Raw genomic sequence first — 25,248 nt, 5'->3', positions numbered from 1 at the left:
TGCCCATGATTGTGTCCCCGTGGTTGAAACCACGGGCTATATTTGAAAAACAATACGTGCAAAATGCAAAGCTTTATTTTTTTGCCACAGATTAAAGGACTTACACAGATTTTAAAAATCATTTCAATCCTTTTAATCTGTGGCTATACTTTTTACTTTGCGAACCTTGCAAAAGGCTTTACGCAATTTTCTGCCATAGATTAAGGATTTACAAAGATTTAAAAAATCATTTGAATCTTTTTAATCTGTGGCTATAGTTTCTACTTTGCGACTCTGCGACTTTGCGAGATTAAATAAGCTTTGTTTAGAAACTTCACACAAAACCTTGCACACTTTGGGATTAAATAAAAACTTTATTCAAGATTTAAATTGTACTTTTAAGTATAAAAGTTTGTTATTAACTTTAAATAAAGAAATTCTTTATTATTTTTACCACATAATTTAAGCAGACTATGAGTTCTAACTTTGATAAATTTCAAAAACGCAGGTTAATTTCCTCTTATTTTTCGGTAGTATTAAGTGTATTCTTGGTTTTATTCCTTTTGGGAGTACTAGGATTATTCATTATTAATTCAAAACAGTTGGCGGACGATTTTAAAGAAAAAATCGCCATGACGGTTTTCTTTAAAAATGAAGCAAACGACAGTGTTATCAAAGCATTTAATACGGAACTTAAAAGAGCTCCTTTTGCGAGATCTTTTGTTTATGTAACCAAAGAAAAAGCGGCAAAAGACCATACTGACATCATTGGAGAAGACTTTTTAACCTTTTTGGGAGAAAATCCGTTATTGAATTCATACGATATTCACTTAAAAGCAGATTACGTAGAAAGAGACAGCATTGTTAAGATTGAAAGCAACTTTCGCAAAAATGCTATGATTTCAGATATTGTTTACGACAAACAATTGGTAAATCTGGTAAATGACAACATCAGAAAAGTAAGTATGTGGATTTTGATTATCAGCGGTTTCTTAACTGTAATTGCTGTTTTATTAATCAACAGTTCGCTACGTTTATCTATACATTCAAATCGTTTTATTATCAAAACCATGCAGATGGTTGGCGCTACAAAAGCGTTTATCCGTAAACCATTTGTAATGCGAAGTGTAAAACTTGGAATGCTTGGTGCTGGTCTTGCCATTATTGCTTTGATCGCACTGTTGCTTTATGTCGATACAAATTTCCCTGGTTTAGGAATTCTAGAAGACAAAGCTCTAACCGGTTTAGTCTTGGTTGCCGTTTTCGGATTAGGAGTTCTAATTACTTGGGTAAGCACACATTTCGCAACACAGCGTTTCTTGAATTTAAGAACTGACGATCTTTATTAATTTTTGATTTTAGATTGCAGACTGTAGATTTTAGATTATAACGCCTTCGCTTTTGCTCAGGCTACAAATAAACAAACTTAGCTTTGCTGGTTTAACAAAAGATAAAAATGAAAAACAACAATAATAAAGAAGAACAACAAGTTCAAAAACAAGAATTCCTTTTTGACAGCATCAATTATAAAATTTTATTGATTGGTATTGCTGTAATTGCGCTAGGATTTATTTTAATGTCTGGCGGAGGAAGTAAAGATCCAAATGTTTTTAACGAAGATATTTTTAACTTTAGACGTATTCGTTTAGCACCGACAACTGTTTTAATCGGTTTCGGAATCACGATTTATTCTATATTCAAAAAATCAAAATAGACTTTCTTAGACAGCTTAGACTTCTTAGATCTTTAGATTATTAAATTAATCTTTTTAAATCTAAAAAGTCTAAGAAGTCTAAAAATCTAATAATCTAAACTAAATGAATACACTACAAGCTATTGTTCTTGCTATTATTGAAGGAATTACAGAGTTTTTGCCTGTTTCTTCTACAGGTCACATGATTATTGCCTCTTCTTTTTTTGGAATCGCTCATGACGATTTCACTAAACTTTTTACTATTGTAATTCAGCTTGGCGCGATACTTTCTGTTGTTATTTTATACTTCAAACGTTTCTTTCAAACTTTTGATTTTTACTTTAAACTTCTTGTTGCTTTTATTCCAGCAGTTGTTTTAGGATTATTATTAAGCGATTTTATTGATGGCTTATTAGAAAATCCGGTAACTGTCGCCATTTCACTTTTAATCGGTGGAATTATTTTATTGAAAGTAGACGAATGGTTTAACAATCCAAATACAGCTGAAACCTCTCAAGAAATCAGTTATTTACAAGCTTTCAAAATCGGATTGTTTCAATGTATTGCTATGATTCCTGGAGTTTCTCGAAGCGGAGCTAGTATTGTTGGGGGAATGTCTCAAAAATTATCAAGAACGACAGCTGCAGAATTTTCATTTTTCTTAGCCGTTCCTACTATGTTGGGAGCAACTGCAAAAAAATGCTACGATTATTACAAAGCTGGTTTTGAATTATCTCACGATCAAGTAAACATGTTGGTTATTGGGAATATTGTTGCTTTTGCTGTAGCATTATTGGCAATTAAAACTTTCATCGGATTTTTAACTAAAAACGGATTTAAAGTTTTTGGTTACTACCGAATCATTGCCGGAATCATTTTATTATTGATTCACTTTTTCATTCATCCGCTTACGATTATATAATGACACCTGAAGAATATTTAGAAGGACAAGTTTTATTGATTGACAAACCATTAAAATGGAGTTCATTTCAAGCTGTTAATAAATTAAAATACCTTTTAATTAATAAAGTTGGACTTCCAAAAAAGTTCAAAATTGGTCACGCAGGAACTTTAGATCCTTTAGCGACGGGACTTTTATTAATCTGCACCGGAAAATTCACTAAAAGAATTTCAGAACTTCAAGGTCAGGCAAAAGAATATACAGGTACTTTTTATATAGGTGCCACTACTCCATCTTACGATTTAGAAACGGAAATAGATCAGACATTTCCAACCGATCATATCGATGAAGCTTTGATTCATGAAACGGTAAAACAATTTTTGGGCGAAATCGATCAGAAACCGCCTATTTTCTCAGCTATTAAAAAAGACGGCGTTCGTTTGTACGAACATGCTCGCGCAGGAGAATCTATCGAAATTGAAAGCAGAAAAACTACGATTCACGAATTTGAAATTACAAGAATTGCATTGCCTGAAATAGATTTTAGAGTAGTTTGCTCTAAAGGAACTTACATTCGCTCTCTGGCTTATGATTTTGGAAAAGCCATGAATTCAGGTTCGCATTTAACTGTTTTACGCCGAACTAAAATTGGCGATTACGACGTAAAAAATGCAATTGATATTACTTTATTTGAAGAAAGCTTTAAATAATTAAAACAAAAAAAGCACATTACAATTTGAAAAGTAATGTGCCAAGCTCCTAAAAACAAGTAAAATTATTTCATACTTATTTCTGTTTAATAGTGAGGCACATTCTTTCCTCCAAATAGAAATTTAGAAAAGAAATCATAAAACCTTTCGAATAACTTTTTCATAATAGTGTATTTAATTGTTGGACAATAAATAAAACACCAATAAAAAGAGTAAATCTGAAAGTTATAATAGAAGTGGGTTACTTTCACTAAGTTACAAAAATCTTTTGAAGTCAAAAAGACTTTAAGATAATTTTATTAACTAAATCATCTGCTTATCAACACATTAATCCGATTAAAGGCGATTATATTTGATATTTTCCATGATTTCAACCAATTCTTCCTGAACCGAAATTCCTTTATCTGCTAAATACCATAACTGTAAATCGGTTTTAATTTTTTCGTCAATAGCGCCAACTTCTCTTTTATGTTTGGCCATTAATTCGGTTGCTCCTTTTGGTCTTGGCCCCCAATCTGCACGTACAATTCCGGCTTCTTTGCAAATAACGATTACTTTAGGAATTGCTCTTCCGCCATTGGTTAGATAATGGTTCATCAAATCGTCATTTTCATCGCGAAATGCAATTCTCAAATCAATCTTTTTATGAGAAACCAAGGCCATTTTATTTAAAACTGGAAGAATCTGGGCTGCATCTCCGCACCAACCTTCCGAAAGAACCAGCCAGATATAATGATTGTCTAAATTTTGAAGCTTCTCTGCAATCGAATCTGAAATAGTTATCGTTTTGTCTAGCCTATTCATTCTGGCTTCATTCAACTTGGAATAATTGGTAAGACTTTCAGATTGTTCATTTCCTGTAGATTTTCCTTCAGTCAATAAATCGGTTACTATTTTTCTATATTCAGCATAAGAATGACTATTGAATAATGATTTGGCTACGATGCTTTTCATATTTTTTTATTTTTAGGTTACAATAAAAATACGAATTTTTGAAATGACTTAGAAATGACATTTGTCACATTATTGATAATTTTACCACGAAGCTGACTTATCCAAATACTTTTTTGCTTCTGACTTTATCCAACCTTTTTCAGAATTTATGATGGTTTTCATTTTTTCTTCAAAACCTTTAATCTTCAATTTTCTTAAAGAAATTCTAAATGATTCATAACATTTTTTCAAGTTCAGAAAGAAAAGTTTTTGCTTCACTCAACAATTCTTCATCACTTTCTTTATTTATATAAGATTTTAAAACTTTTATTGTTTCTGGAAATTCAAACATACTTAGGCTTATTAAAGCTGCTGATTTTAAATCAAATTCATCTTCAGGAGATAAATTATTTTCATACAATAATTTTTCCAATGAATAGACAAGCTCCAAACATGGATAATTAGCTGAGATCATTGCGCACCAATAACGCACACTAAAATATTCACTTTTTAATCCATCAATCAAATCATCCAAAATATCTTCAATCGAAAATTGAAGAATTACACTATCTACCAATTGATAAACTCCAAATCCATCTAGATATCCAAAAGAATTCAAAAACAACTTAATGCACTTCTTGTCCTTTACTCTCATAAAGTATTCTCTAATTTCGTTATAAGTCGCTATTAATTCTTCCGATAAATCTTCATCATCAGGCATTGGTTGATGCTTTTGCAAAAAATCCAAAGCAAATTTTGTATCCATTACCATTTTAAAAACTTAAATATATTTTCCTACAAAATTAAAAAATTTAATTAATTGACGCTTCTCAAAATAATTTTGCAAACATTATTTTTAAAAATCAGAATATGTCTATATTTGCACAAATTAACGCAACACACACATGAAATATAAAAGAATTCTTCTTAAACTTAGCGGCGAGGCCTTAATGGGTGATTTACAATACGGTATAGACCCGAAAAGATTAGCCGAATATGCAGATGAAATCAAGCAGATTCACGCAAAAGGAGTAGAAATTGCTATTGTTATTGGAGGAGGAAATATTTTTAGAGGCGTTGCCGGAGCAAGTGCTGGAATGGATAGAGTACAAGGCGATTACATGGGAATGCTTGCGACTGTTATTAACGGAATGGCTTTGCAGGGCGCTCTTGAAGATAAAGGAATGAAAACGCGTTTGCAGACTGCTTTGAAAATGGAATCTATTGCAGAACCATATATTAAAAGAAGAGCAGATCGCCACCTTGAAAAAGGCAGAATTGTAATTTTTGGTGCCGGAACTGGAAATCCATATTTTACAACCGATACAGCTGCTGTTTTAAGAGGTATCGAAATCAATGCTGATGTTATCCTTAAAGGTACTCGTGTTGATGGTGTTTACGATTCTGATCCAGAAAAAAATGCTTCTGCAGTAAAATTTGATTTTATCTCATTTGATGATGTAATCAAAAAAGGATTAAATGTAATGGACACAACTGCATTTACATTAAGCCAAGAAAACAAACTTCCAATCGTTGTTTTTGATATGAACAAAATCGGAAACCTATTGAAAATTTGCGAAGGCGAAAACATTGGAACTGTAGTAAATATATAGTCATCAGCAACAGTTTTACAGTCGCGCAAGACTTTAACTGAAAACTGAGAATGAAAACTGAAAACTAAAAAAAAAATGACTGAAGAAATAGACTTTATTTTAGAAAGTACTGAGGAATCAATGAACGGTACTATTGCACACTTAGAGAAAGAATTTCTTAATATTCGTGCAGGGAAAGCTTCTCCAGCTATGCTTGGAGGTGTTTTTGTAGATTATTACGGATCTGCAACTCCGCTTTCTCAAGTATCTAAAATTAGTGTTCCAGATGCTAGAACAATTACATTACAGCCATTTGAAAAAAATATGCTGCAAGCAATTGAAAAAGCAATCTTGATCGCTAACATTGGTTTTAACCCAATGAATAATGGAGATATGATCATCATTAGCGTACCACCATTAACAGAAGAGCGTCGTCGCGATTTAGCGAAACAAGCAAAATCTGAAGCTGAAGATGCTAAAATTGGTATTCGTAACTCTCGTAAAGATGCTAATACTGATATTAAAAAGTTAGAAAAAGAAGGAACTTCTGAAGACATCTGTAAATCTGCAGAAGAAGAAGTTCAAAACTTAACAAACTCTTACATCAAAAAAATTGATGAGTTATTGGCTGCAAAAGAAGCTGAAATCATGAAAGTATAATCTTGAGATTGAGATAAAATAAAAAATCCGTTTGGTTTATTGTACCAGACGGATTTTTTTATTGCTATTTTTGCATACGAAAATTATTTTTTTTTCGTTTTTGAAACTATATCATTCTGTATGAAGCTATTTTGTTTTTTGACTTTGTTTTTTACGCTTACCCTTCAAGCGCAAATTCAAATAAACGGAATCGTAACCGATTCAAACAACAAACCTCTTCCGTTTGCCACCATTACCACCTCAGAAAGCAATAACACTATTACAGATGTTGATGGAAAATTTATTTTTAAAATTAGCAGTTCGGCTACATCGCTTACGGTTTCTTATGTAGGTTTCCAAACTAAGACTATTGCGTTAATCAATAACAAAACCTTTTATTCGGTAGCGCTTTTACAGCAGACAGATGATCTAAAAGAAGTTGTTGTTTCTAATGAAAACCCTGCGCTTACCATTATTAAAAAAGTTATTGCCAATAAAGCGAAAAACGATCCGCAGAAAAAACTCAATAATTTTGAGTATAAAACCTATAACAAACTTATTGTTACTGCTAATCCGGATTCGATTGATGGACGTATCGATACTTCGGCGGCATATAAAGACTTAAGTAAAAAAGTTATCAATATCGATTCTTCCGATTATAAGTTTAAAGAAATTGTAAGCAAACAGCATTTGTTTCAGACCGAGAAAGTTTCTCAATATCAGTTTGGAGACCACAAGCTCAAAGAAACCGTTTTGGGAACCAAAATTGCAGGTTTCAAACAGCCTATTTATGAAGTTCTGGCCTTCAACCTTCAATCTATCTCAATTTACGATTCTAAGTACGAATTATTTGAAACCAAATATGAAAATCCGATTTCGAAAAATGCACCTTCTAACTACAATTATAAACTCTTAGACACTGTTGGCATTAAAGGTCGTGACGCGTATATGATCTATTTTAAAAATAAATCAAAACACAGAACTTCTGGATTAGAAGGGGTTTTATATATTGATAAAGAAAATTACGCTGTCGCGAAAGCTGTAATGCGTATTAAGGGTGTTTTGGATATTAGTGGAATTCACGAATTTGAATATATTCCGAAAGAGAAAATATGGTTTCAAAGCAACACCACTTTTAAAATCGTAAAAGGTAAAAATGATGATGATATTCGAATTTTGGGCGGTACAATTCAATTTGACGGAGATGTTGAAGAGAATTTCGAACCCAGAAAAAAAGTGGCTTCAGATTTTACCTATCTCCTTTCTGAAAGTAATAGTTTTGACATTCGTGTAAACACCGACAGTCCAATAAAAAACACTTCACTTTATATCGAAATTAAAGACGATGCGGCCAAAAAACCGGAAAGTTTCTGGCAAGCTTACCGAAAGGAAAATTTGGATTTAAAAAGCCAAAAAACTTATTTGCTATTAGATAGTCTTTCAATTCGAAATCGAATCGAAAAACGTTTAGGAATTGGCCGAAAAATCATTAATGGCTTCTACCCGATTGGCCCTGTCGATTTAGATTTGAAAAAAATCATAAGTTATAACAATTACGAAGGTTTTCGTCTTGGCGTTGGCGGAATTACAAACGATCGTTTATCTAAAAACTTCCGCCTAGAAGGCTACACCGCATACGGAACAAAAGATGGTGTTTTTAAATACAGTGTTGGAGGTGGCGTTTTATTAGACAAATACACCAATACTTGGTTTAATGGTTATTATACTGATGATGTGCGAGAAATTGCAAGTACCGTTTTTTCTGTTGATAAACGTGTTTTTAAAATTTACGATCCGCGTCCGATAAACATTAGTACATTTTATGAATATATAGGATGGCGTGCCAATGTTCAAACCAAATTTATTCCGAAAACTGAAGCCGTTTTGGAATTTTCGCGAAATTATATCGAGCCAAAATTTGATTATCTTTTTAATCTAAACGGGAATTTATATTCAAATTATATCATGACCACAGCAATGCTTTCGATTGTGTGGGCACCTTTCAGCAATTATATGCAGACTCCAACAGGAAGAACTGAAAGCGATAAAAAGTTTCCGAGATTTACTTTTCAATATACGCAGTCGTTACCAAATGTTTTTGAAAATGATTTTACTTTTAGCAAAATAGATTTTAAAGCCGAATACGAAAAACAGTATTTAAACCGCCAAAAAACAAGTTTGCTTTTACAGGCTGGTTATGCAATGGGAGATGTTCCTATTACACATTTATACAATACCTCTCCGAATAACTTAACGAAGGAAACCGTTATTCAGCGTATCACTTTTGCCGGAAGAAATGCTTTTGAAACCATGTATTTTAACGAGTTCTTCTCAAGCCAATATTTGATGTTTCAAATTAAGCACGGTTTTGACCGAATTAGAATTATGAGAAAAGTTCGCCCATCGTTAGTTTTAGTTACTAGAATGGCCTGGGGAAGTATGGAAAATCCAGAACAGCATGTTGGCCCAGAATATAAAACTTTGGATAAAGGTTATTTTGAATCAGGAATCGAATTGAACAGAATCTTTAAAGGTTTTGGTTTAGGCGGATTCTATAGATATGGACCAAATCAGTTATTGAAGTTTGAGGACAATATTGCGGTTAAGATTTCTTATGTTCTTGATCTTGGGCTTTAATTTAAAATTCATTTTTTCGCCACGAATTCACAAATTTATCTACTTAAACTTTGTGGAAATTTTACCGATGCATTTCACTAATTTCCGCTACTAATCTGCGCAAATCTGTGCAATTTATCGATAAATACAGCGTAAAGAAATTCAATAAAATTCGTGAATTCGTGGCTAAAAAAAATCCCAAACCCCAATAAGTAAAATTGGAATTTGGGTTTTTGTTTATTTAAATTCCCTACTTTGGAATTTTAAAACTATTTATGATTTCTAAATCAAAACTCGTTTTCCATAATTGCCTTATTCTGTCATTTTTATATCTCATTTAGACCGACGAAATTCGTCATAAGAACTACTATTGCAGTAGTTTATTCTACAAACAACACTCTTTTTACTATTTGTAAGATTAAATTATTCTGGATGAAAGAAATTAATAATGTCAAAAATTAAACAAAATGAATTTAGAAAAAATTGAAGAAGTACTTTCTGAAAACCTTGGTGAAGGATATAGAATAGTAAGAGAAAATGGAGATTTATCTCCTGCGATTGAATGGATTGATTGGGTTCAACAATCAGATGATGATGAAGATTATATAGTTAAAGTTAATTTTGAAGACGAAACAGAAGAAATTTTTAAGAAAGGAATACTGTTAAAACAAATATGGTACGAAGACGTATAATTTTGTATAAGCCGAAGTTACTACTGTGATCATCTTCAAGATAACAAATATTACTAAAAAACTTTGTCAAAGTTTGAAACTTTGACAAAGTTCTGCGTGCTCTAAAAAACAGAAAACTTCAGTAAGTTTTGTCATTTAGACCGAAGGGAGAAATCACACTAGAAATTCCGCAAAGAAAATTGTCAATCTTTGTCGAGCTACTAGTGTGATTTCTCCCTTCGGTCGAAATGACATACACAATAAAAAAATCCCAAACTCCAATAGTCAATTGAAATTTGGAATTTTGTTTTTTTTTTTAAATTCCCAACTTTGGAATTTGGAATTTAAAAAAATTGGAATTTAAAATTTTATGGCTTTAGAATCAAAACCGATGGCGAATTATTCAGCCAAATACTTTGAGATTCTATTAGTTTTTTCCAGCTATCTAAACTGATAATCATTAGATTTTGGCTTTCTAAAAATTCTTTCTTCAGTGTTCTGTCATTCATAATCATGATATGATTTGGCGCAATTTGTTCGATAGAACGAATTGTTTCCTGAATTTCTCTTGTATTTTTAACTTCTCCACCAGCATCTAAAACTGTAATCTGAGAACCATTATTATTAATTAGCTTTTTAGCATAATCAATTAAAAAAGCATCTTCTTTACTAAAAACGGGCATAAAAATCTGGTTTACTTCTTCTAGATTCTTATCGATAAAAATACCAACTGGCATTTTCGCTTTAGTAATAATATGTCGTGTTCTCTCATCGAACGGATTGTTTTCAAACAAACCTTCTTTTCCTGTGAACTTATCAATCAAACGATCTGGATTTACAATTCTGGTTGTAAATCCGAGAATTTTCCCCAACAAAGTTCCATCAAAAATAGATTGTCCTAAACCAACCAATAATAAATCATATTCTCCATGGTTTGCCGTATCAATAATATCTGAATCAATATCACTCGAAACTTTAAACAAGCTCTCTAAATTTTGATCTAACAATTGCGATTCTTCCACCACTGGCCCGATCATTTTTCGTTCATGTTCTTTAACATCAAAAGAATGTATTTCTGTACTTAAAGAAATATGCATGGCTGTTACAACCGAATTATCCGTTTGCTTTTTAACAAGGCTGTTGGCAATTTTGAGTAATTTTTTCCCTTTTTCTGGAGTAGCAAACGAAAGTAAAATCTTGTACTTACTTTTAGTCCCTATTTCCTCTGGAACGGCTGTGATTTTATCTTTAAAAATGAATCCAATAAAATCTAAAGCCGGGCCTGTCATAAAAGTAGTCACCAATGCCATAATTACCATCATAGTAAAGATTTCTGTTGACAATACCCCTAGATCGTAACCGATGTTTAAAACAACCAGCTCCATCAAACCTCTTGTATTCATCAGGGCTCCAATGGCTAAACTGTCTTTCCAGTTCTGTCCCATAAATTTCGCTGCCAAAGCACTCCCGAAGAATTTACCAACGACAGCAACCAAAATGATCAAACCAGTAAGTTTCCATAATTCAGGATCATTCAACAATCCGATTTGTGTACGCAAACCTGTGAAAACGAAAAACAATGGCAATAAAACAATGATGGCAACGTCTTCTACTTTTTCGATAAATATGTTTCTAAACTTATTGTTTTCTGGCATAATCGCTCCAGCCAAAAAAGCACCGAACAAAGCATGAATTCCAATTAACTCAGACGCATAAGCAGAAATTAAAAGTGTAATAAAGAAAATAGCAACAACTGGTTTATTTAAACTTTCTCTCGTCGCATTTAAATCTCCCACTCTTTTTAAGAAGGGACGAACAATTTTTAGCATGATGATCACATACAAAATCGCCATTCCGATTACATAAAGTGAACTCGAAAGCGAACCCGCTTTTACAATCGCAATAACAACTGCCAAAATACACCAAGCCGTAATATCGTCTGCAGCCGCGCAAGTAATAGCAATGGTTCCTAATCTTGTTTTCTGCATGCCACGTTCTTGAACTATTCTAGCCAAAACCGGGAAAGCGGTAATACTCATGGCGATTCCCATAAATAAACCGAAAGAAGAAAACTCAACTCCCAATGGAGCATACGTTTCATAAATAAAAAATGCCAATGATAAACCTAAAGCAAACGGAATTACAATACTGGCGTGACTGATTACAACTGCATCATGCGCTTTATTTTTTAGCACTTTCAAATCCAATTCCATTCCGATAACAAACATAAAAAGGATTAAACCGATTTGGCTTAAGAACTGTAGATTACCTAAAGATTCTTTTGGAAATAAAGCAGCCGAAAACTCTGGAAAATACATTCCGACCAAAGATGGTCCTAACACAATTCCTGCAATCATTTCACCAATTACAGACGGCTGTCCGATTTTTCTAAAAAACCATCCAAACAAACGGGCAACTAAAATGATGGTAACGATCTGCGCTAATAAAATAGCCAGAGGATGCTGCAGATTTTCGACCATCGAATGAAGAAAGTCTTTCCAATGATTACTTTCAACACTTTTCTTTACAATATTACGCCCGACTTCTAATGAAGCGCCTTTTGAAATTACCCAATATATTAGCGCTGTAAAACCACCAATAACTGTTATGTAGAATAGAGAGTTCTTAACGTTATTCATAAACTCGTTCTTTAGATTTAATTAACGCAAATATCAGCACTGTGAATTTAGTGAAAAAGTAATTCACTTGTTAATTTCAATCACATGTAACAAGTCAGGAAAAAATTGTAATAAGTTTTAGAAATGATTGTCATCCCAAGCCAAACCAATTATCGCAAATGGCTATAATTTCACCTTTCTCAAAAAATCAGCTCGATAAGTTTCGCTTAAGATTAGCGTTGTGTTTTTGCTGTTTTCTTCAACATGGTGCAACACAATTTCGTTATGATTAAAGAACTTAATTGCTTTTACTGCCACGATTTCTTTTTTATTAACTCGACAGAAATCAGCATCTGGCAATTCGTTTAAAAGGGTATCGAATTTTACATTTTTCAAATTCAAAAAACTTCCATCGGTAAGCAGTACCGTTTTGTCACGACTATCACTTGCAGCAGTTTTTATGTACTGAATTTTATTAAAATACAACAGCGTTTTTCCTTTGTCTGTATTGAGTTGAATGAATTTTTTATCTGAATTTGATTTCTCAAAACGCTCCAAAGCTTTTGTGACTGCTTTTTGCAAACGTTCCAATTTTACAGGTTTTGTAATATAGTCTACAGCATCGATATTAAATGCCTCGGCCGCGTATTCTTTATACGCAGTACAAAAAATCACCAATTTATCTTGCAGTTTTTCAGCCAGATGTAGCCCATCAATTCCGGGCATTTCAATATCCGAAATTAGCAGGTCAAAATCTAAATTAGGTATATCAGACAAAAGTTTTTCAGGATTATTGAATGTCTTCACGATCTCCAATTCGGGAATTTGTTCGCAAAGCATTTTTAGGTAAGTCAATCCTGGAAGTTCATCGTCCAGAAGCAAGCATTTCAGTTTTGTATTCAAGTAAATCAATTTTTAGATGGGCAATATAAACATCGTTTTCTATAAACCTATCGAGTTTGAAATTATTCTTATAAATAATGCGAAGACGGTGTTCGAGCGTTGTATGGCCAAAACCGCTTCGTTCTTTTTTCAGTACTTTTTTATCTGATATTTTATTGGAAACCGTCATAAAAAAAGCATTGTTTTTAAATTCAAAAACTACCGAAATAAAAGCGTCTGCACTTTGAAGATCGGCATGTTTGAATGCGTTTTCAATTAAATCAATCGAAATTAAAGGCGCTAGCAAAGGCTGTTCATATAATTTGTCTTCCTGATTAATATTGGTTTTAACCTTAAGTTCAAAAAGCGGACTGATTTTGATTTTGTTGATTTCTATTAAATTCAATGCAAAATCTATTTCTTCTTTAGCCGTTACAAATTTCTTTTTGCTTTCGTACAAAATATAATCCAGAACATTGGCCAATTTATCCAGAGCAAAATAAGTTTGATAAGCATGCGACTGAATCGAATTTAAGATATTCTTAAACAAATGCGGATTTAGTTTGGATTCTAAATTCTCCAACTGCAAATCGTTTACCTTAGATTCTAAAGCATAAAAACTTTTTTCAGCATCTTCTTTAGCTTTCTTCGTTTGCTTTAATTGATAAATCATAAAGCAAATAATAACAATTAAAAGCAAAAGAATGGTTAGAAAAATGAAAGTTGTAGTATTATTTTGTTGCATTGTTGCTGATCTATTTTTGAGTGCAAAATTACAATAACAGTATTTTTTACTGTAAAACGAATTGCAAATATGGCAAAAGCTAACGACTAATTGGCAAAAAGCAAGTAAATTATCCTGTTTTTAAAAATCTTGCATCTTGTGTTAACATAAAGTAAAATAGAATCGAATATTTATGATTTCGAGCACTTTTCACTACATTTGCATCCATTTTTAAAGATTTTATGAAAAACGCTATCCAAGTTGGATTTTGGGAAAAGTTAGCCCGAATCATACTTAAAAACCGAATTACGATTCTGGTTATACTTTCTGCTTTAACTATTTTCTTTGGTTATCAGTGGAAGAATCTTTCTATGACTTATACCGAAGCTAACCTGCTTCCAAAAGATCATATTGCAAATAAAGATTATCAAAAATTCTTAGACAAATTTGGCGAAGAAGGAAACTTAATCGTTATTGGTTTTAAAGATCCTAAATTCTTTACACCAAAAAATTATGCGGCTTGGACCGAATTAATGAACGGTTTGAAAAAAGCCAAAGAAGTTGATTTAGTAATTTCTTTAAATGATCTAAAGAAACTTGAAAAAGATACCGTAAACCAAAAATTTGTTTTAGCACCGTTTATTGACGAAAGTAAAGTATTGGATGCTGCTTATTTAAAAAGTGTTCAATACGATTTGTTTCACAATCTGCCTTTTTATGAAGGTTTGTTGTTTAACAAAGAAAGCGGAAGTGTTCGTTCTGCCATTTACATGAATAAAGCGCTGGTAAATACAGCCGAAAGAAAGGTATTTATCTTAAAAGATTTAGTTCCGAAAATCGATAAATTCGAAAAAGAAACGGGAATCGATCTTAAAGTTTCAGGAATGCCGTACATCCGTACAATCAATGCGGATAATATGAAAGGCGAAATCGGACTTTTCATTGGAGCGTCTTTATTGACCGTTTCTTTGATTTTCTTTTTCTTCTTCCGTTCGTTCAGAGCTACTTTTATTTCGATTTGCATTTTAATTGTCGGAGTAACTTGGTCGTTTGGAACACTTGGATTATTTGGTTATAAAATCACGATTTTAACAGCAATTATTCCGCCGCTGATTATCGTAATCGGAATTACAAACTGTATTTTCCTGATCAACAAATATCAGCAGGAGATCAAAATACACAACAATCAGGCAAAAGCTTTACAGCGTGTTATTTCAAAAATTGGGCATTCAACTTTCATGACCAACTTAACGGCTGCAATTGGTTTTGCAACCTTAATGATTACAGGAAACGAACTGCTTTTTGAGTTTGGATTGGTCACTTCTATCAACGTGATTTCTGTTTATACTTTGACACTTTTTATCGTGCCAATTATTTACAGTTTTATGCCATTACCAAAAGCAAAACACTTATATCATTTAGATAAAACTTATATTTCAACGCTTTTAAATACAGTTACAACTATCGTAAAAGGCAAAAAGACAATTGTTTATTGCATTTACGCTGTTCTGTTTCTTGTGAGTTTGAATGGAGTTAGACAAATGAAAGTTTCAGGAAGTTTGATTGGTGAAATGCCAAAAAGCGCTTCTTTCTTTAAAGATATTTTATTTTACGAAAAAGAATTCAACGGTGTAATGCCACTGGAAATCATGATTGACACCAAAAAGAAAAAAGGTGTTATGAAACCAGCGACCATTCGTAAAATGGATGAATTACAAAACACCATTTCTGAAATTCCTGAATTAGCAAAACCAGTTTCTGTTGTAAACTTGGTTAAATATGCAAAACAGGCTTTTTATAACGGAAATCCTGAATATTACCAACTACCAACTTCTCAGGAACAGACTTTTATTTTAGGTTATGCTAAAAATGCAACCAAAAACAGTAAAGAAAACTTAATGAAAGCTTATGTTGATTCTACTGGACAATATGCCAGAATCACAACTTTTATGAAAGATATTGGAACAGATGAAATGGCAAAAGTAGAAGGAAAATTGCGTAAAAAAATTGACGAAATTTTCCCTAAAGACCGTTATGAAGTTACGATTACAGGAAAAGCATTAGTTTTCCAGAAAGGAACAACTTATTTGGCGCATAACTTAATTGAGTCATTATTGTTTGCGATTTTAACTATTGCAATCTTAATGCTGTATTTATTCCGTTCGTTCAAAATGGTAGCAGCTTCTTTGATTACAAATATTTTACCGCTTTGCATCACTTCTGGATTAATGGGTTATTTTGGCATTCCGTTAAAACCTTCAACTATTTTGGTATTCAGTATCGCTTTTGGAATCTCGGTTGATAATGCTATTCAGTTTATGGCGAAATACAAAGATGAATTGACTCAAAATAAAGGAAAAGTAAAAAAATCTGTTTTCAGCGCTTTAAGAGAAACTGGAGTAAGTACATTCTACACTTCTATCGTTTTGATCTTAGGTTTTGCAACTTTTACTTTATCAAGCTTCAGCGGAACAATTGCTTTAGGAGGATTAATTTCTTGTACTTTGGTTTTTGCAATGTTTGCTAATTTGGTTGTATTGCCTTCATTGGTTTTAACTTTTGAGAAGAAGAAAACTAAAAAAGAGGAATTGGAGGGATTGGAGAAATAAGTTTTTCTTTACTGATTCTGCAATTATCAAGAAAAAAATGAAAAAGAAAATAATATTATTAATAATGATTGCATCTATTCTAAATCTTTTTGGTTGCAAAAAAAAGGTTGAAACAAAAATCACAAAACCAAATTTCACCGAAGAAACAATAAACGGAACAAAAGACACAGAATTACTTGAAAAAGTTTGGAATAATATATCATCAAAACTTTCAACTGATTATGAAAAAGAATATGAAAGTGTCTTAAAATTATCTAAATCAGAGCAAGCAATTTATATTATTTGGAATCTTGAAGGAGAAATTAATAATGGCGGGTTTAATCAATATTATTTTAATTCTAGTGGACAATTTGCAGATCTTGTACCTGATGCTTTAAAACTTATTCATGCCAATAAATTTGCTGATCTAGTAGTTAAAGCAAATAACATCTATAAAAAAGAATACAAAAATATAACGAAACATCAAGATGGCACTCTTGAAGGTTTTAGCAAATCATACGATGACAATCCTCTTAACAAATTAGATGATGAATTCTATGATTTGTATAAAACAGAAAAATTGGAAAATTTGCTGATAGAATATATTCGTCAAAACAAAAGTGAATTTGTAGATAAATAATCCTAATTTGATAAGAAACAAGAGATAATTTGTCATTTCGAAGAAGGAGAAATCTCCACAAGAAGCTCCGCGCAGTACTTCTTAACTTTGTCGAGTTTCTTAAGAAGATTTCTACTTCGTCGAAATGAAAAAAAGCAAAAGAAAGTGCTTCTTTTGAAACTAAATGCCCTAGCCCTGATCGTAGCGGCATCCTTTCTATTTTTCCTTTAAAAATAGAAAGATATAGCGAAGAGCAGGAATCAGCTTCAAAAATTAATTATTATCGATTATATTTGCAGTTGTTCAAAACGAATATTATTTAATATCAATTATATATAAAAATGAAACACACAAAAGTTAGAGACTTATTAAACAGTACGACGACGTTACAGGAAGTGAATGCAAAAGGTTGGGTGAGAACTTTTAGAAATAATCAGTTCATCGCTTTAAATGACGGTTCTACAATTAATAATATTCAATGTGTTGTTGATTTTGAAAATACACCAGAAGAGACTTTAAAAAGAATCACAACTGGAGCAGCGGTTTCTGTAATTGGAACTTTGGTTGAAAGTAAGGGTGCAGGTCAGAAATATGAAATTCAAGTAAACAAACTTGAAATTCTTGGAGATTCTGATGCTGAGAAATTCCCGATGCAACCTAAAAAACACTCTTTAGAATTTTTACGTGAAAATGCTCACTTGCGTGTACGTACAAATGCTTTTGGTGCGATTATGCGTGTCCGTTCGGTTTTATCTTATGCTGTTCACAGCTATTTCCAGCAAAAAGGTTTCGTTTATGTAAACACGCCAATCATTACTGGAGCTGATGCTGAAGGTGCTGGAGAAATGTTCCAAGTTACTTCTTTGCCTTTGGATAATCTTCCTAAAAATGAAGAAGGAAACATTGATTTCAAAAAAGATTTCTTCGGAAAACATACCAACTTGACGGTTTCTGGACAATTAGAAGGTGAAACGTTCGCAATGGCTTTAGGTCAGATTTATACTTTTGGGCCAACGTTTAGAGCAGAAAATTCAAATACTTCTCGTCACCTTGCTGAATTTTGGATGATTGAGCCTGAAGTTGCTTTCAACGACCTTGATGACAACATGGATTTGGCTGAAGATTTTATTCAGTATGTAATTAAATATGCTTTAGACAACTGTAAAGACGATTTGAAATTCTTAGAAGGAAGACTTCTTGAAGAAGAAAAATCAAAACCACAGGCTGAAAGAAGCGAAATGGCTTTGTTAGAGAAATTGAACTTCGTATTGGAAAACAACTTCAAACGCGTTTCTTATACAGAAGCAATTGATATTTTAAGAGATTCAACTCCAAATAAAAAGAAGAAATTCCAATATCTAATCAATGAGTGGGGAGCTGATTTACAGTCAGAACACGAACGTTTCTTGGTTGAAAAACACTTTAAATGTCCGGTAATTTTATACGATTACCCAGCAAACATTAAAGCGTTTTACATGCGTTTGAATGACAACACAGAACCAGGAAGAGAAACTGTTCGTGCAATGGATATCCTTTTCCCTGGAATTGGAGAAATCGTTGGTGGTTCTGAAAGAGAAGAACGTTACGATGTTTTGGTTGAGAAAATGGAAAAACTTGGAATTGATAAAGAAGAGTTATACTGGTATTTAGACACCAGAAGATTTGGTTCTGCAACTCACGCAGGTTTTGGTTTAGGATTTGAGCGTTTGGTATTGTTTGTAACTGGAATGACAAACATTAGAGATGTAATTCCTTTCCCAAGAACTCCTGGAAGTGCGGAGTTTTAATACGTAAGGTTTTTTGCCACGAAGGCACAAAGACGCTAAGTTTATTTTTAAACTGATTGAAAGACTCTAAAAATTTTAAAATAATACCACGAAGACATAAATTCACAAGTATTATTTTATTGTTTATTGAAGATTTAAAAACTTTCAAAACAAAAACTTTGTGCCTTTGTGCCTTCGTGGCAAATCCCTAAAAAATATGCTCTCGGAAAGAACGGAAGAAATTGGAAAAATAATTGTAAACTCGGCATTTAAGGTTCATAAACAACTTGGACCTGGATTATTAGAAAGAGTCTATGAAGTTTGTCTAGCCCATGAAATCACAAAAGCTGGTCTTGATGTAAAACGCCAGGTTGATATTCCAATTTTTTATGATGGAATTGAATTTAGCGAAGGATTAAGATTAGATTTACTGATTGAAGATTCTATAATAATAGAAATAAAAGCAGTTGACCAAATAAATCCAGTTTGGGAAGCACAAATTATAAGTCAGTTAAAATTGCTGAATAAAGATTTAGGATTTTTAATTAACTTCAATGTTCCATTAATAAAGAGTGGCATCAGAAGATTTATAAATACAAAAAGAGTATTTTAAGTTTTCATTGAAATATAAGAAAGTAAAAAAAAACTTTGTGCCTTTGTGGCCATAAATAAAAAACAAATAAAAAAACTTTGTGCCTTCGCGCCTTAGTGGCAAAAAATAGCGCCTTAACTATGCTAAAGCAATTTTTAAATTTAAAATTATCCCAAAAATTATCTCCACAGCAAATTCAGCTGATGAAGTTAATTCAATTGCCTACGCAAGCTTTTGAACAGCGTTTATTAGAAGAAATGAACGAAAATCCAGCTCTTGAAGCTGGAAAAGAAGACGATTACGAAGCTGATGAATATGCTAATGAAGACTACGACGATTATGATGATGCAGAATCAGACAGAATCGAAGCAGACGACATTAACATTGACGAATATCTAAGCGACGACGATATGCCTGATTACAAAACTCAGGTAAATAATTACAGTGACGACGAAGAGCGCGAAACGCCTTTTGCGGCTCCAATCAGTTTTCATCAGGATTTAATCAATCAGCTGAATACTTTTATTTTGAATGATGAAGAGCGCGAAATCGCTGAATTCTTAGTTGGAAGTATTGATGATATGGGTTATATCCGTAGAAGTATTCCAGATATTGTAGACGATATGGCTTTTACTCAGGGAATTTATACTGATGAAGCAATGGTCGAGAAAATGATGACGGTGATTCATGAGCTTGAACCTTCGGGAGTTGGCGCGCGTGATTTACAAGAATGTTTATTGCTTCAGTTAAAACATAAAACTCCAACTGAATATGTTGATTTAGCAATTGACATTATCGAAAATCAGTTTGATGCTTTTACGAAGAAACATTACGATAAATTATTACAGAAATACAGCATTTCTAACGAACAGCTTAAAAAAGCAATTCACGAAATTGAACGTTTGAACCCAAAACCAGGCGGTTCTTTTACCGGAAACAATAAAGTTACAGAAAACATTGTTCCCGATTTTGCCATAAGAATTGTAGATGGCGAATTAGAACTGACCCTAAACGGAAGAAATGCTCCTTCTTTGCACGTTTCTAAAGATTATCAGGAAATGATGCAGACGTACAAAGAATCTCGTGATAAATCGACTGCGCAGAAAGATGCCGTTCAGTTTATCAAACAAAAATTAGATTCTGCTAAATGGTTTATCGATGCCATCAGACAACGTCAGGAAACTCTTTTTGTAACGATGAATGCCATTATGCATTATCAGGAAGAATATTTCTTAGACGGCGATGAAACGAAACTAAAACCAATGATCTTAAAAGATATTGCAGATATGGTTGGTTTGGATATTTCGACAATTTCGCGTGTGGCGAACAGCAAATATGTAGAAACGCCATACGGAACGAAACTTATTAAAGAATTTTTCTCTGAAGCCATGAAAAATGATCAAGGAGAAGATGTTTCAACTCTTGAAATTAAAAAGATTCTTCAGAATACAATTGAGGAAGAAGATAAGAGAAAACCGCTTCCAGACGATCAATTGGCCGAAATCTTAAAAGAAAAAGGATATCCGATTGCAAGAAGAACTATTGCAAAATATCGTGAACAGTTGGATATTCCAGTGGCGAGAATGAGAAAGAAGATTTAAACTTCTCTAACCATATAAGAAATATAAGTACATTTAAATAGCAAACCCGATAGTTTTAAAAAGCTATCGGGTTTTGTTTTTATCAATTATTTAAAATTAAATATTCCGTAGGAATATCTTGTCGGTAGAAAAAAAATATTGGCGGTATTTAGGTCGTGTCCTGTGAGGACATTTGTTATAATGATTGAATATGCTGGACCACAATCAAACGTTTCTACGGAACGTATATCTGGTGAATCAAATTAAAAAATTCTACCAACCAGACATTCCTACGGAATGAATAAATATATTTTGAAAACAAAAAACCCGACAGGTTTTGGAAATCTGTCGGGTTTTATATATCTTTTTCTTAGAATTATTTATACTCGTCTGGCAATATTTTTACATCAAACAAAAACACCTTCTTTTTATCAGAGTAGCTATACACCAAAGTATAATCGTTTTCTCTAAAAACCTGCAGTCCAGGATTTGCTTTCGCAGTGCTTAAAAGACTTTTTCTAATTTCTTCCTGAATTACACTAATCTCCGCAGTTTCTTTAGCCACCTTTATCAAGGTTAAATTATATTGAACTGTTCTTTCTTGAGGCAAAGTGACGCTGTCTAAACGAATTCCTTCTTGAATATTTAACGGACAGCTTTTATTGTATTTTTCAACCAATTCTGTTATTTCAGTACTAACTTCATCGGCTTGTTCCGAAAGGAAAAACTGAAAATATGCCGCAACGGCTAAAGCAACTCCAATAATAACTAATAATAAAATGTTCTGTTTTCTCATCTTTTGTTTTTCTTGCATCGCTTTTAAAATTGAAATAAAAATAAGATTATTTTTCTTGATTTTTTTTCATGGCGTTAAAATACGCTGCACGGCTAAGTGGTTCGTATTCTTCGGTTTCGCCCAACATTACCAATTTATCATTAGCCGTTTTTCTAAAACTATAATTTGCTAAGTTACCCGTTCTGGTGCAAACAGCATGAACTTTCGTTACATATTCTGCAGTTGCCATAAGTCCTGGCATTGGTCCAAACGGATTTCCTTTAAAATCCATATCCAATCCAGCCACAATTACACGAATTCCTTGATTTGCCAAATCGTTACAAACGGTAATAATTTCGTCATCAAAAAACTGAGCTTCGTCAATCCCGATCACATCACATCCTTGGGCCAAAATTAAAATATTAGCCGCCGCAGGAACTGGCGTAGAACGAATTTCGTTGGCATCGTGCGACACGACCATTTCGTCATGATAACGGGTATCAATAGCGGGTTTAAAAATTTCGACTCTTTGTTTGGCAAATTGGGCGCGCTTTAATCTTCGGATCAGCTCTTCGGTTTTACCCGAAAACATTGATCCACAAATAACTTCAATCCAACCAAATTGTTCTTTGTGATTTACTGTATTTTCGAGAAACATTTTGTATTTTTCTACCTTTAAAAATGAATAGTTTTTATTACTTTGTACTGGCAATAAATTGATGTAAAAATGTACTGTTTTACATTTTTTCAAAAGTAGAAAATTTTTATCAAACCTTAAATTCGCGACAGCGTATTAACAGAAATAAAAAATTATCTTTTGAATTTCCTTGAGAATAGAAACATTCAGACATCAAATACACTAAAATACCTTATTCACTATAATTTTCAACAGTTATGAAAAAAAAATTGGAAGCTGATTTAATTAGCATTGCACATCGAATTTTAAAACTTAAAAATAAATCCGATATCAATCAATTGTACCTTGAAACTCAGAAATTATACGAGAAATTAGCGGTATTAAAATTTGTGGAAGAGAATTTCGATGCTGCAAAACCAACAATCGGGCAAAGCGATATTACTTCTGAATTGGAAACTATTTTCGAAAAAGAAGATGCAATTCCAGCTATAATTGAACTTGAAGCTCCTGCTGAAGAAAAAGTTATTGCACTTGAAGAATCTTACGAACCTGAAACTTCGGAAGAAGAACCAGTAGAAATTACCGAAGCCATTGAATCTGTAGTTGAAGTTAAAGAACCAGTAATCGAAGAAACTGTTGAGCCAATTGCTGCCGAAATTGAAGAAGCTGTTATTGAAGAACCAATTGTCGAAGAAATTGTTGAGCCAATTGCTGAAAAGGTAGAAGAAACTGAAAAACCTATCGATGCTCTTTCGTTTACGACTGTAAATGAGTTGAAGCCTATTCCAGATTTCAAACCTGCTTTTGAATTAGAAACCGAGCCTATTAAGGAAGAAATCAAAGAAGAAATTATAGAAGAGCCAAAAGCAGAAACTCCTGCACAGCCAACTATTCAATTTGAAGATTTCGGCATTAATTACGCCGATGCACAGTTTGTAAAAGTGGAAAGTTTTGAAGCTGTTCCACCAACACAAGCTCCTTCGATCAGTGATTTTAAGGAAACTAAAAAAGTGGAAACGGCTATTCTTGAAACTCCGACACAGCCAAAATCGGTAAGTTTGAACGAAAAACTGGCAAGAGGTTTTCATATTGATTTGAATGACAGAATTGCTTTTACTAAAAATCTTTTCGGAAACAGCACAGAAGATTACAGCCGTGTTTTAAATCAGCTTTTAACTTTTGATTCCTATGCAGAAGCAAACGAGTTTATCGAAAACATGGTAAAACCAGATTATAACAACTGGGAAGGAAAAGACGATTATGCAGAGCGTTTCATGGGAATTATCGAGAAAAAATTCTCTTAAAAATAAAACACAAATTTCACAGATTAACACGAATTTTGCTGGATGCAGTTTTTAGAGAAATTAGAATTTGTGCCAATTCGTGCAATTCGTGCTCAAACTTTAAAATAAATTATGTCAAAATTATATATCGTTCCAACGCCAATTGGCAATCTTGAAGACATGACTTTTAGAGCCATTCGGGTTTTAAAAGAAGTCGATTTGATTTTGGCAGAAGATACCCGCACAAGCGGAAAATTGTTGAAGCATTTTGAAATTGGCACGCACATGCACAGCCATCATATGCACAACGAACATAAAACAACCGAAAACTTAATTGCGCGTTTGAAAGCTGGCGAAACCATCGCTTTGATTTCAGATGCTGGAACTCCAGCGATTTCAGATCCCGGATTTTTATTGACACGCGCTTGCGTAGAAAATAAAATCGAAGTAGAATGTCTTCCTGGAGCAACGGCTTTTGTTCCTGCATTGGTAAATAGCGGATTACCAAATGACAAATTTGTCTTTGAAGGTTTTCTGCCTGATAAAAAAGGACGTCAGACTCGTTTTTTGGCTTTAGCCGAAGAAACCCGAACGATGATCTTATACGTTTCTCCGCATAAACTCGTTAAAACTTTAGCCGAATTTGTGCAATATTTTGGAGAAGACCGACAAGTTTGCGTTTCACGCGAATTATCAAAATTACACGAAGAAAATGTACGCGGAACTGCAAAAGAAGTTTTAGCGCATTTTGAAAAAACAGCACCACGAGGCGAAATCGTAGTTGTTGTTGCAGGGAAGACAATAGAAAAAGAAGCAAAAAAAAGTAAGTATTCTAAGGACGAAGAAGAATAGAAACAATATTAAAAATTGACATAGATTAATGTTGGGATTTACCGCAAATTACACAAATTAGCACAAATTTAATTAGCGGAAATTTGTGTAATTTGTGGTTAAAAAATCACATAGAAAAAAATCTTTTTAATCCTTTTAATCTGTGGCAAAAAAACAACAAATAACAACATGAGCATTCAAGCCTTTTTAGAAAAAGTAAAACAAACTCCAACACAAATCACATTTCCTGAAACGATTGCAGTAATCGAAGAAAATTACAACTTTACTCCAACCGCTTTTCAAAACGGAACTCAGCATAATGCAGCTGGCGAAAATTCAGGTTCTTGCAAATTGTTTTCTTTCGCGAAATTGCAGAACCTAAATAAAGAAGAAACATTGGCGTGTTTTGGAGCATTTTATTTTGAAGAAGTTTTAGGCGATCCAAATGGAACAAATCACCAAAACATTAGAAATTTCATCAACTTAGGTTGGGATGGAATTCAGTTTGAAGGAAATGCCCTTGAATTGAAATAATTCTATTTAAGATTTTTGATAAACGATTTTTGATTTCAGATCTTAAAAATCAAGCACTTTAAGATCATCTACGACAAATCAAAAA

At 32.9% G+C, this 25,248-nt stretch carries 23 protein-coding genes; 16 read left to right on the top strand and 7 right to left on the bottom strand.

Going from position 1 to position 25,248, the window contains the following annotated elements; all coding sequences use genetic code 11:
* Positions 1–452 precede the first annotated feature (452 nt).
* The 4 genes from NCC77_RS07290 (at position 453) to truB (ending at position 3,283) form a co-directional block, all read left to right on the top strand.
* Positions 453–1,328, top strand: a complete 876-nt coding sequence (locus NCC77_RS07290) for a cell division protein FtsX (RefSeq protein ID WP_250834980.1) — start codon at positions 453–455, stop codon at positions 1,326–1,328.
* 107 nt (positions 1,329–1,435) lie between these two features.
* A complete protein-coding gene (locus NCC77_RS07285; RefSeq protein ID WP_095928298.1) occupies positions 1,436–1,693 on the top strand; it encodes a DUF3098 domain-containing protein in 258 nt (85 codons plus the stop codon).
* Positions 1,694–1,796: 103 nt separating this feature from the next.
* A complete protein-coding gene (locus tag NCC77_RS07280) occupies positions 1,797–2,594 on the top strand; it encodes an undecaprenyl-diphosphate phosphatase (RefSeq protein WP_095928299.1) in 798 nt (265 codons plus the stop codon).
* A complete protein-coding gene (gene truB / locus NCC77_RS07275) occupies positions 2,594–3,283 on the top strand; it encodes a tRNA pseudouridine(55) synthase TruB (RefSeq protein ID WP_095928300.1) in 690 nt (229 codons plus the stop codon). Before NCC77_RS07280 ends, truB begins: the two co-directional genes overlap by 1 nt.
* 336 nt (positions 3,284–3,619) lie before the next feature.
* Here the strand turns inward: truB and NCC77_RS07270 are convergent, their stop codons facing one another.
* Positions 3,620–4,237: a thioredoxin family protein gene (locus NCC77_RS07270; protein ID WP_250834979.1), complete on the bottom strand. Its 618-nt coding sequence runs from the start codon at positions 4,235–4,237 to the stop codon at positions 3,620–3,622.
* A gap of 214 nt (positions 4,238–4,451) precedes the next feature.
* Entirely contained in the window at positions 4,452–4,982 is a 531-nt protein-coding gene (locus NCC77_RS07265; RefSeq protein ID WP_250834978.1) for a hypothetical protein, read from the bottom strand.
* 139 nt (positions 4,983–5,121) lie between these two features.
* On the opposite strand from NCC77_RS07265, the gene pyrH reads away from it, so the two are divergent.
* The 4 genes from pyrH to NCC77_RS07245 all read left to right on the top strand — a co-directional run bounded on the left by pyrH (position 5,122) and on the right by NCC77_RS07245 (position 9,755).
* Positions 5,122–5,829, top strand: coding sequence for a UMP kinase (gene pyrH / locus NCC77_RS07260; protein ID WP_057122376.1), 708 nt, complete (start codon positions 5,122–5,124; stop codon positions 5,827–5,829).
* Positions 5,830–5,904: 75 nt separating this feature from the next.
* Entirely contained in the window at positions 5,905–6,468 is a 564-nt protein-coding gene (frr, locus tag NCC77_RS07255) for a ribosome recycling factor (RefSeq protein WP_095928306.1), read from the top strand.
* Between the two features lie 120 nt (positions 6,469–6,588).
* Entirely contained in the window at positions 6,589–9,084 is a 2,496-nt protein-coding gene (locus tag NCC77_RS07250; protein ID WP_250834977.1) for a DUF5686 family protein, read from the top strand.
* A 446-nt stretch (positions 9,085–9,530) separates the two neighbouring features.
* On the top strand, positions 9,531–9,755 hold the full coding sequence (locus NCC77_RS07245) for a hypothetical protein (protein WP_250834976.1): 225 nt from the start codon (positions 9,531–9,533) through the stop codon (positions 9,753–9,755).
* Positions 9,756–10,102: 347 nt separating this feature from the next.
* On the opposite strand, the gene NCC77_RS07240 is transcribed toward NCC77_RS07245, so the two are convergent.
* The 3 genes from NCC77_RS07240 to NCC77_RS07230 form a co-directional block, all read right to left on the bottom strand.
* Positions 10,103–12,373, bottom strand: a complete 2,271-nt coding sequence (locus tag NCC77_RS07240; RefSeq protein ID WP_095928309.1) for a cation:proton antiporter — start codon at positions 12,371–12,373, stop codon at positions 10,103–10,105.
* Positions 12,374–12,535: 162 nt separating this feature from the next.
* Positions 12,536–13,255 (bottom strand): LytR/AlgR family response regulator transcription factor, encoded by a 720-nt coding sequence (locus tag NCC77_RS07235; protein WP_250834975.1) that lies wholly within the window; start codon positions 13,253–13,255, stop codon positions 12,536–12,538.
* Positions 13,218–13,979: a sensor histidine kinase gene (locus NCC77_RS07230; RefSeq protein ID WP_250834974.1), complete on the bottom strand. Its 762-nt coding sequence runs from the start codon at positions 13,977–13,979 to the stop codon at positions 13,218–13,220. The genes NCC77_RS07235 and NCC77_RS07230 overlap by 38 nt, the downstream gene beginning before the upstream one ends.
* Positions 13,980–14,200: 221 nt before the next feature.
* Here NCC77_RS07230 and NCC77_RS07225 point away from each other — a divergent pair, with 221 nt between their 5' ends.
* The 5 genes from NCC77_RS07225 to rpoN all read left to right on the top strand — a co-directional run bounded on the left by NCC77_RS07225 (position 14,201) and on the right by rpoN (position 21,124).
* Positions 14,201–16,567, top strand: a complete 2,367-nt coding sequence (locus tag NCC77_RS07225) for an efflux RND transporter permease subunit (protein WP_250834973.1) — start codon at positions 14,201–14,203, stop codon at positions 16,565–16,567.
* A gap of 37 nt (positions 16,568–16,604) precedes the next feature.
* Entirely contained in the window at positions 16,605–17,186 is a 582-nt protein-coding gene (locus NCC77_RS07220; protein WP_250834972.1) for a DMP19 family protein, read from the top strand.
* A 320-nt stretch (positions 17,187–17,506) separates the two neighbouring features.
* Positions 17,507–18,952 carry an asparagine--tRNA ligase gene (gene asnS / locus NCC77_RS07215; RefSeq protein WP_012022674.1) on the top strand — a complete coding sequence of 482 codons (1,446 nt, stop codon included), beginning with the start codon at positions 17,507–17,509 and terminating at the stop codon, positions 18,950–18,952.
* Between the two features lie 196 nt (positions 18,953–19,148).
* The gene (locus NCC77_RS07210) at positions 19,149–19,544 is read left to right on the top strand and encodes a GxxExxY protein (RefSeq protein ID WP_250834971.1); all 396 of its coding nucleotides are present in this window, start codon (positions 19,149–19,151) and stop codon (positions 19,542–19,544) included.
* Between the two features lie 119 nt (positions 19,545–19,663).
* On the top strand, positions 19,664–21,124 hold the full coding sequence (gene rpoN, locus NCC77_RS07205; RefSeq protein ID WP_095928315.1) for an RNA polymerase factor sigma-54: 1,461 nt from the start codon (positions 19,664–19,666) through the stop codon (positions 21,122–21,124).
* 355 nt (positions 21,125–21,479) lie between these two features.
* On the opposite strand, the gene NCC77_RS07200 is transcribed toward rpoN, so the two are convergent.
* A complete protein-coding gene (locus NCC77_RS07200) occupies positions 21,480–21,899 on the bottom strand; it encodes a DUF8479 domain-containing protein (RefSeq protein ID WP_250834970.1) in 420 nt (139 codons plus the stop codon).
* 46 nt (positions 21,900–21,945) lie between these two features.
* On the bottom strand, positions 21,946–22,536 hold the full coding sequence (locus NCC77_RS07195) for a thymidine kinase (protein WP_095928508.1): 591 nt from the start codon (positions 22,534–22,536) through the stop codon (positions 21,946–21,948).
* A 236-nt stretch (positions 22,537–22,772) separates the two neighbouring features.
* On the opposite strand from NCC77_RS07195, the gene NCC77_RS07190 reads away from it, so the two are divergent.
* From NCC77_RS07190 to NCC77_RS07180, 3 genes are all read left to right on the top strand, one after another.
* Entirely contained in the window at positions 22,773–23,819 is a 1,047-nt protein-coding gene (locus tag NCC77_RS07190; protein ID WP_250834969.1) for a DUF8457 domain-containing protein, read from the top strand.
* Between the two features lie 111 nt (positions 23,820–23,930).
* The gene (rsmI, locus tag NCC77_RS07185) at positions 23,931–24,650 is read left to right on the top strand and encodes a 16S rRNA (cytidine(1402)-2'-O)-methyltransferase (RefSeq protein ID WP_250834968.1); all 720 of its coding nucleotides are present in this window, start codon (positions 23,931–23,933) and stop codon (positions 24,648–24,650) included.
* Between the two features lie 168 nt (positions 24,651–24,818).
* Positions 24,819–25,163, top strand: a complete 345-nt coding sequence (locus NCC77_RS07180) for a HopJ type III effector protein (protein WP_207294492.1) — start codon at positions 24,819–24,821, stop codon at positions 25,161–25,163.
* Positions 25,164–25,248: the final 85 nt, after the last annotated feature.

The organism is Flavobacterium tyrosinilyticum, from assembly GCF_023656565.1.
Classification (GTDB): Bacteria; Bacteroidota; Bacteroidia; order Flavobacteriales; family Flavobacteriaceae; genus Flavobacterium; species Flavobacterium tyrosinilyticum.
This window is presented reverse-complemented; position numbering and strand designations above follow the sequence as displayed.

What these genes read in the sequence shown, in the direction of transcription:
- NCC77_RS07230 (WP_250834974.1), bottom strand. Translation starts at nt 13,979, where the DNA reads ATGCAACAAAATAATACTACAACTTTCATTTTTCTAACCATTCTTTTG.
- frr (WP_095928306.1), top strand. Translation starts at nt 5,905, where the DNA reads ATGACTGAAGAAATAGACTTTATTTTAGAAAGTACTGAGGAATCAATG.
- pyrH (WP_057122376.1), top strand. Translation starts at nt 5,122, where the DNA reads ATGAAATATAAAAGAATTCTTCTTAAACTTAGCGGCGAGGCCTTAATG.
- NCC77_RS07265 (WP_250834978.1), bottom strand. Translation starts at nt 4,982, where the DNA reads ATGGATACAAAATTTGCTTTGGATTTTTTGCAAAAGCATCAACCAATG.
- NCC77_RS07285 (WP_095928298.1), top strand. Translation starts at nt 1,436, where the DNA reads ATGAAAAACAACAATAATAAAGAAGAACAACAAGTTCAAAAACAAGAA.
- NCC77_RS07240 (WP_095928309.1), bottom strand. Translation starts at nt 12,373, where the DNA reads ATGAATAACGTTAAGAACTCTCTATTCTACATAACAGTTATTGGTGGT.
- NCC77_RS07270 (WP_250834979.1), bottom strand. Translation starts at nt 4,237, where the DNA reads ATGAAAAGCATCGTAGCCAAATCATTATTCAATAGTCATTCTTATGCT.
- rpoN (WP_095928315.1), top strand. Translation starts at nt 19,664, where the DNA reads ATGCTAAAGCAATTTTTAAATTTAAAATTATCCCAAAAATTATCTCCA.
- NCC77_RS07290 (WP_250834980.1), top strand. Translation starts at nt 453, where the DNA reads ATGAGTTCTAACTTTGATAAATTTCAAAAACGCAGGTTAATTTCCTCT.
- NCC77_RS07220 (WP_250834972.1), top strand. Translation starts at nt 16,605, where the DNA reads ATGAAAAAGAAAATAATATTATTAATAATGATTGCATCTATTCTAAAT.
- NCC77_RS07210 (WP_250834971.1), top strand. Translation starts at nt 19,149, where the DNA reads ATGCTCTCGGAAAGAACGGAAGAAATTGGAAAAATAATTGTAAACTCG.
- NCC77_RS07180 (WP_207294492.1), top strand. Translation starts at nt 24,819, where the DNA reads ATGAGCATTCAAGCCTTTTTAGAAAAAGTAAAACAAACTCCAACACAA.
- NCC77_RS07200 (WP_250834970.1), bottom strand. Translation starts at nt 21,899, where the DNA reads ATGAGAAAACAGAACATTTTATTATTAGTTATTATTGGAGTTGCTTTA.
- truB (WP_095928300.1), top strand. Translation starts at nt 2,594, where the DNA reads ATGACACCTGAAGAATATTTAGAAGGACAAGTTTTATTGATTGACAAA.
- rsmI (WP_250834968.1), top strand. Translation starts at nt 23,931, where the DNA reads ATGTCAAAATTATATATCGTTCCAACGCCAATTGGCAATCTTGAAGAC.
- NCC77_RS07245 (WP_250834976.1), top strand. Translation starts at nt 9,531, where the DNA reads ATGAATTTAGAAAAAATTGAAGAAGTACTTTCTGAAAACCTTGGTGAA.
- NCC77_RS07225 (WP_250834973.1), top strand. Translation starts at nt 14,201, where the DNA reads ATGAAAAACGCTATCCAAGTTGGATTTTGGGAAAAGTTAGCCCGAATC.
- NCC77_RS07280 (WP_095928299.1), top strand. Translation starts at nt 1,797, where the DNA reads ATGAATACACTACAAGCTATTGTTCTTGCTATTATTGAAGGAATTACA.
- NCC77_RS07190 (WP_250834969.1), top strand. Translation starts at nt 22,773, where the DNA reads ATGAAAAAAAAATTGGAAGCTGATTTAATTAGCATTGCACATCGAATT.
- NCC77_RS07250 (WP_250834977.1), top strand. Translation starts at nt 6,589, where the DNA reads ATGAAGCTATTTTGTTTTTTGACTTTGTTTTTTACGCTTACCCTTCAA.
- NCC77_RS07195 (WP_095928508.1), bottom strand. Translation starts at nt 22,536, where the DNA reads ATGTTTCTCGAAAATACAGTAAATCACAAAGAACAATTTGGTTGGATT.
- asnS (WP_012022674.1), top strand. Translation starts at nt 17,507, where the DNA reads ATGAAACACACAAAAGTTAGAGACTTATTAAACAGTACGACGACGTTA.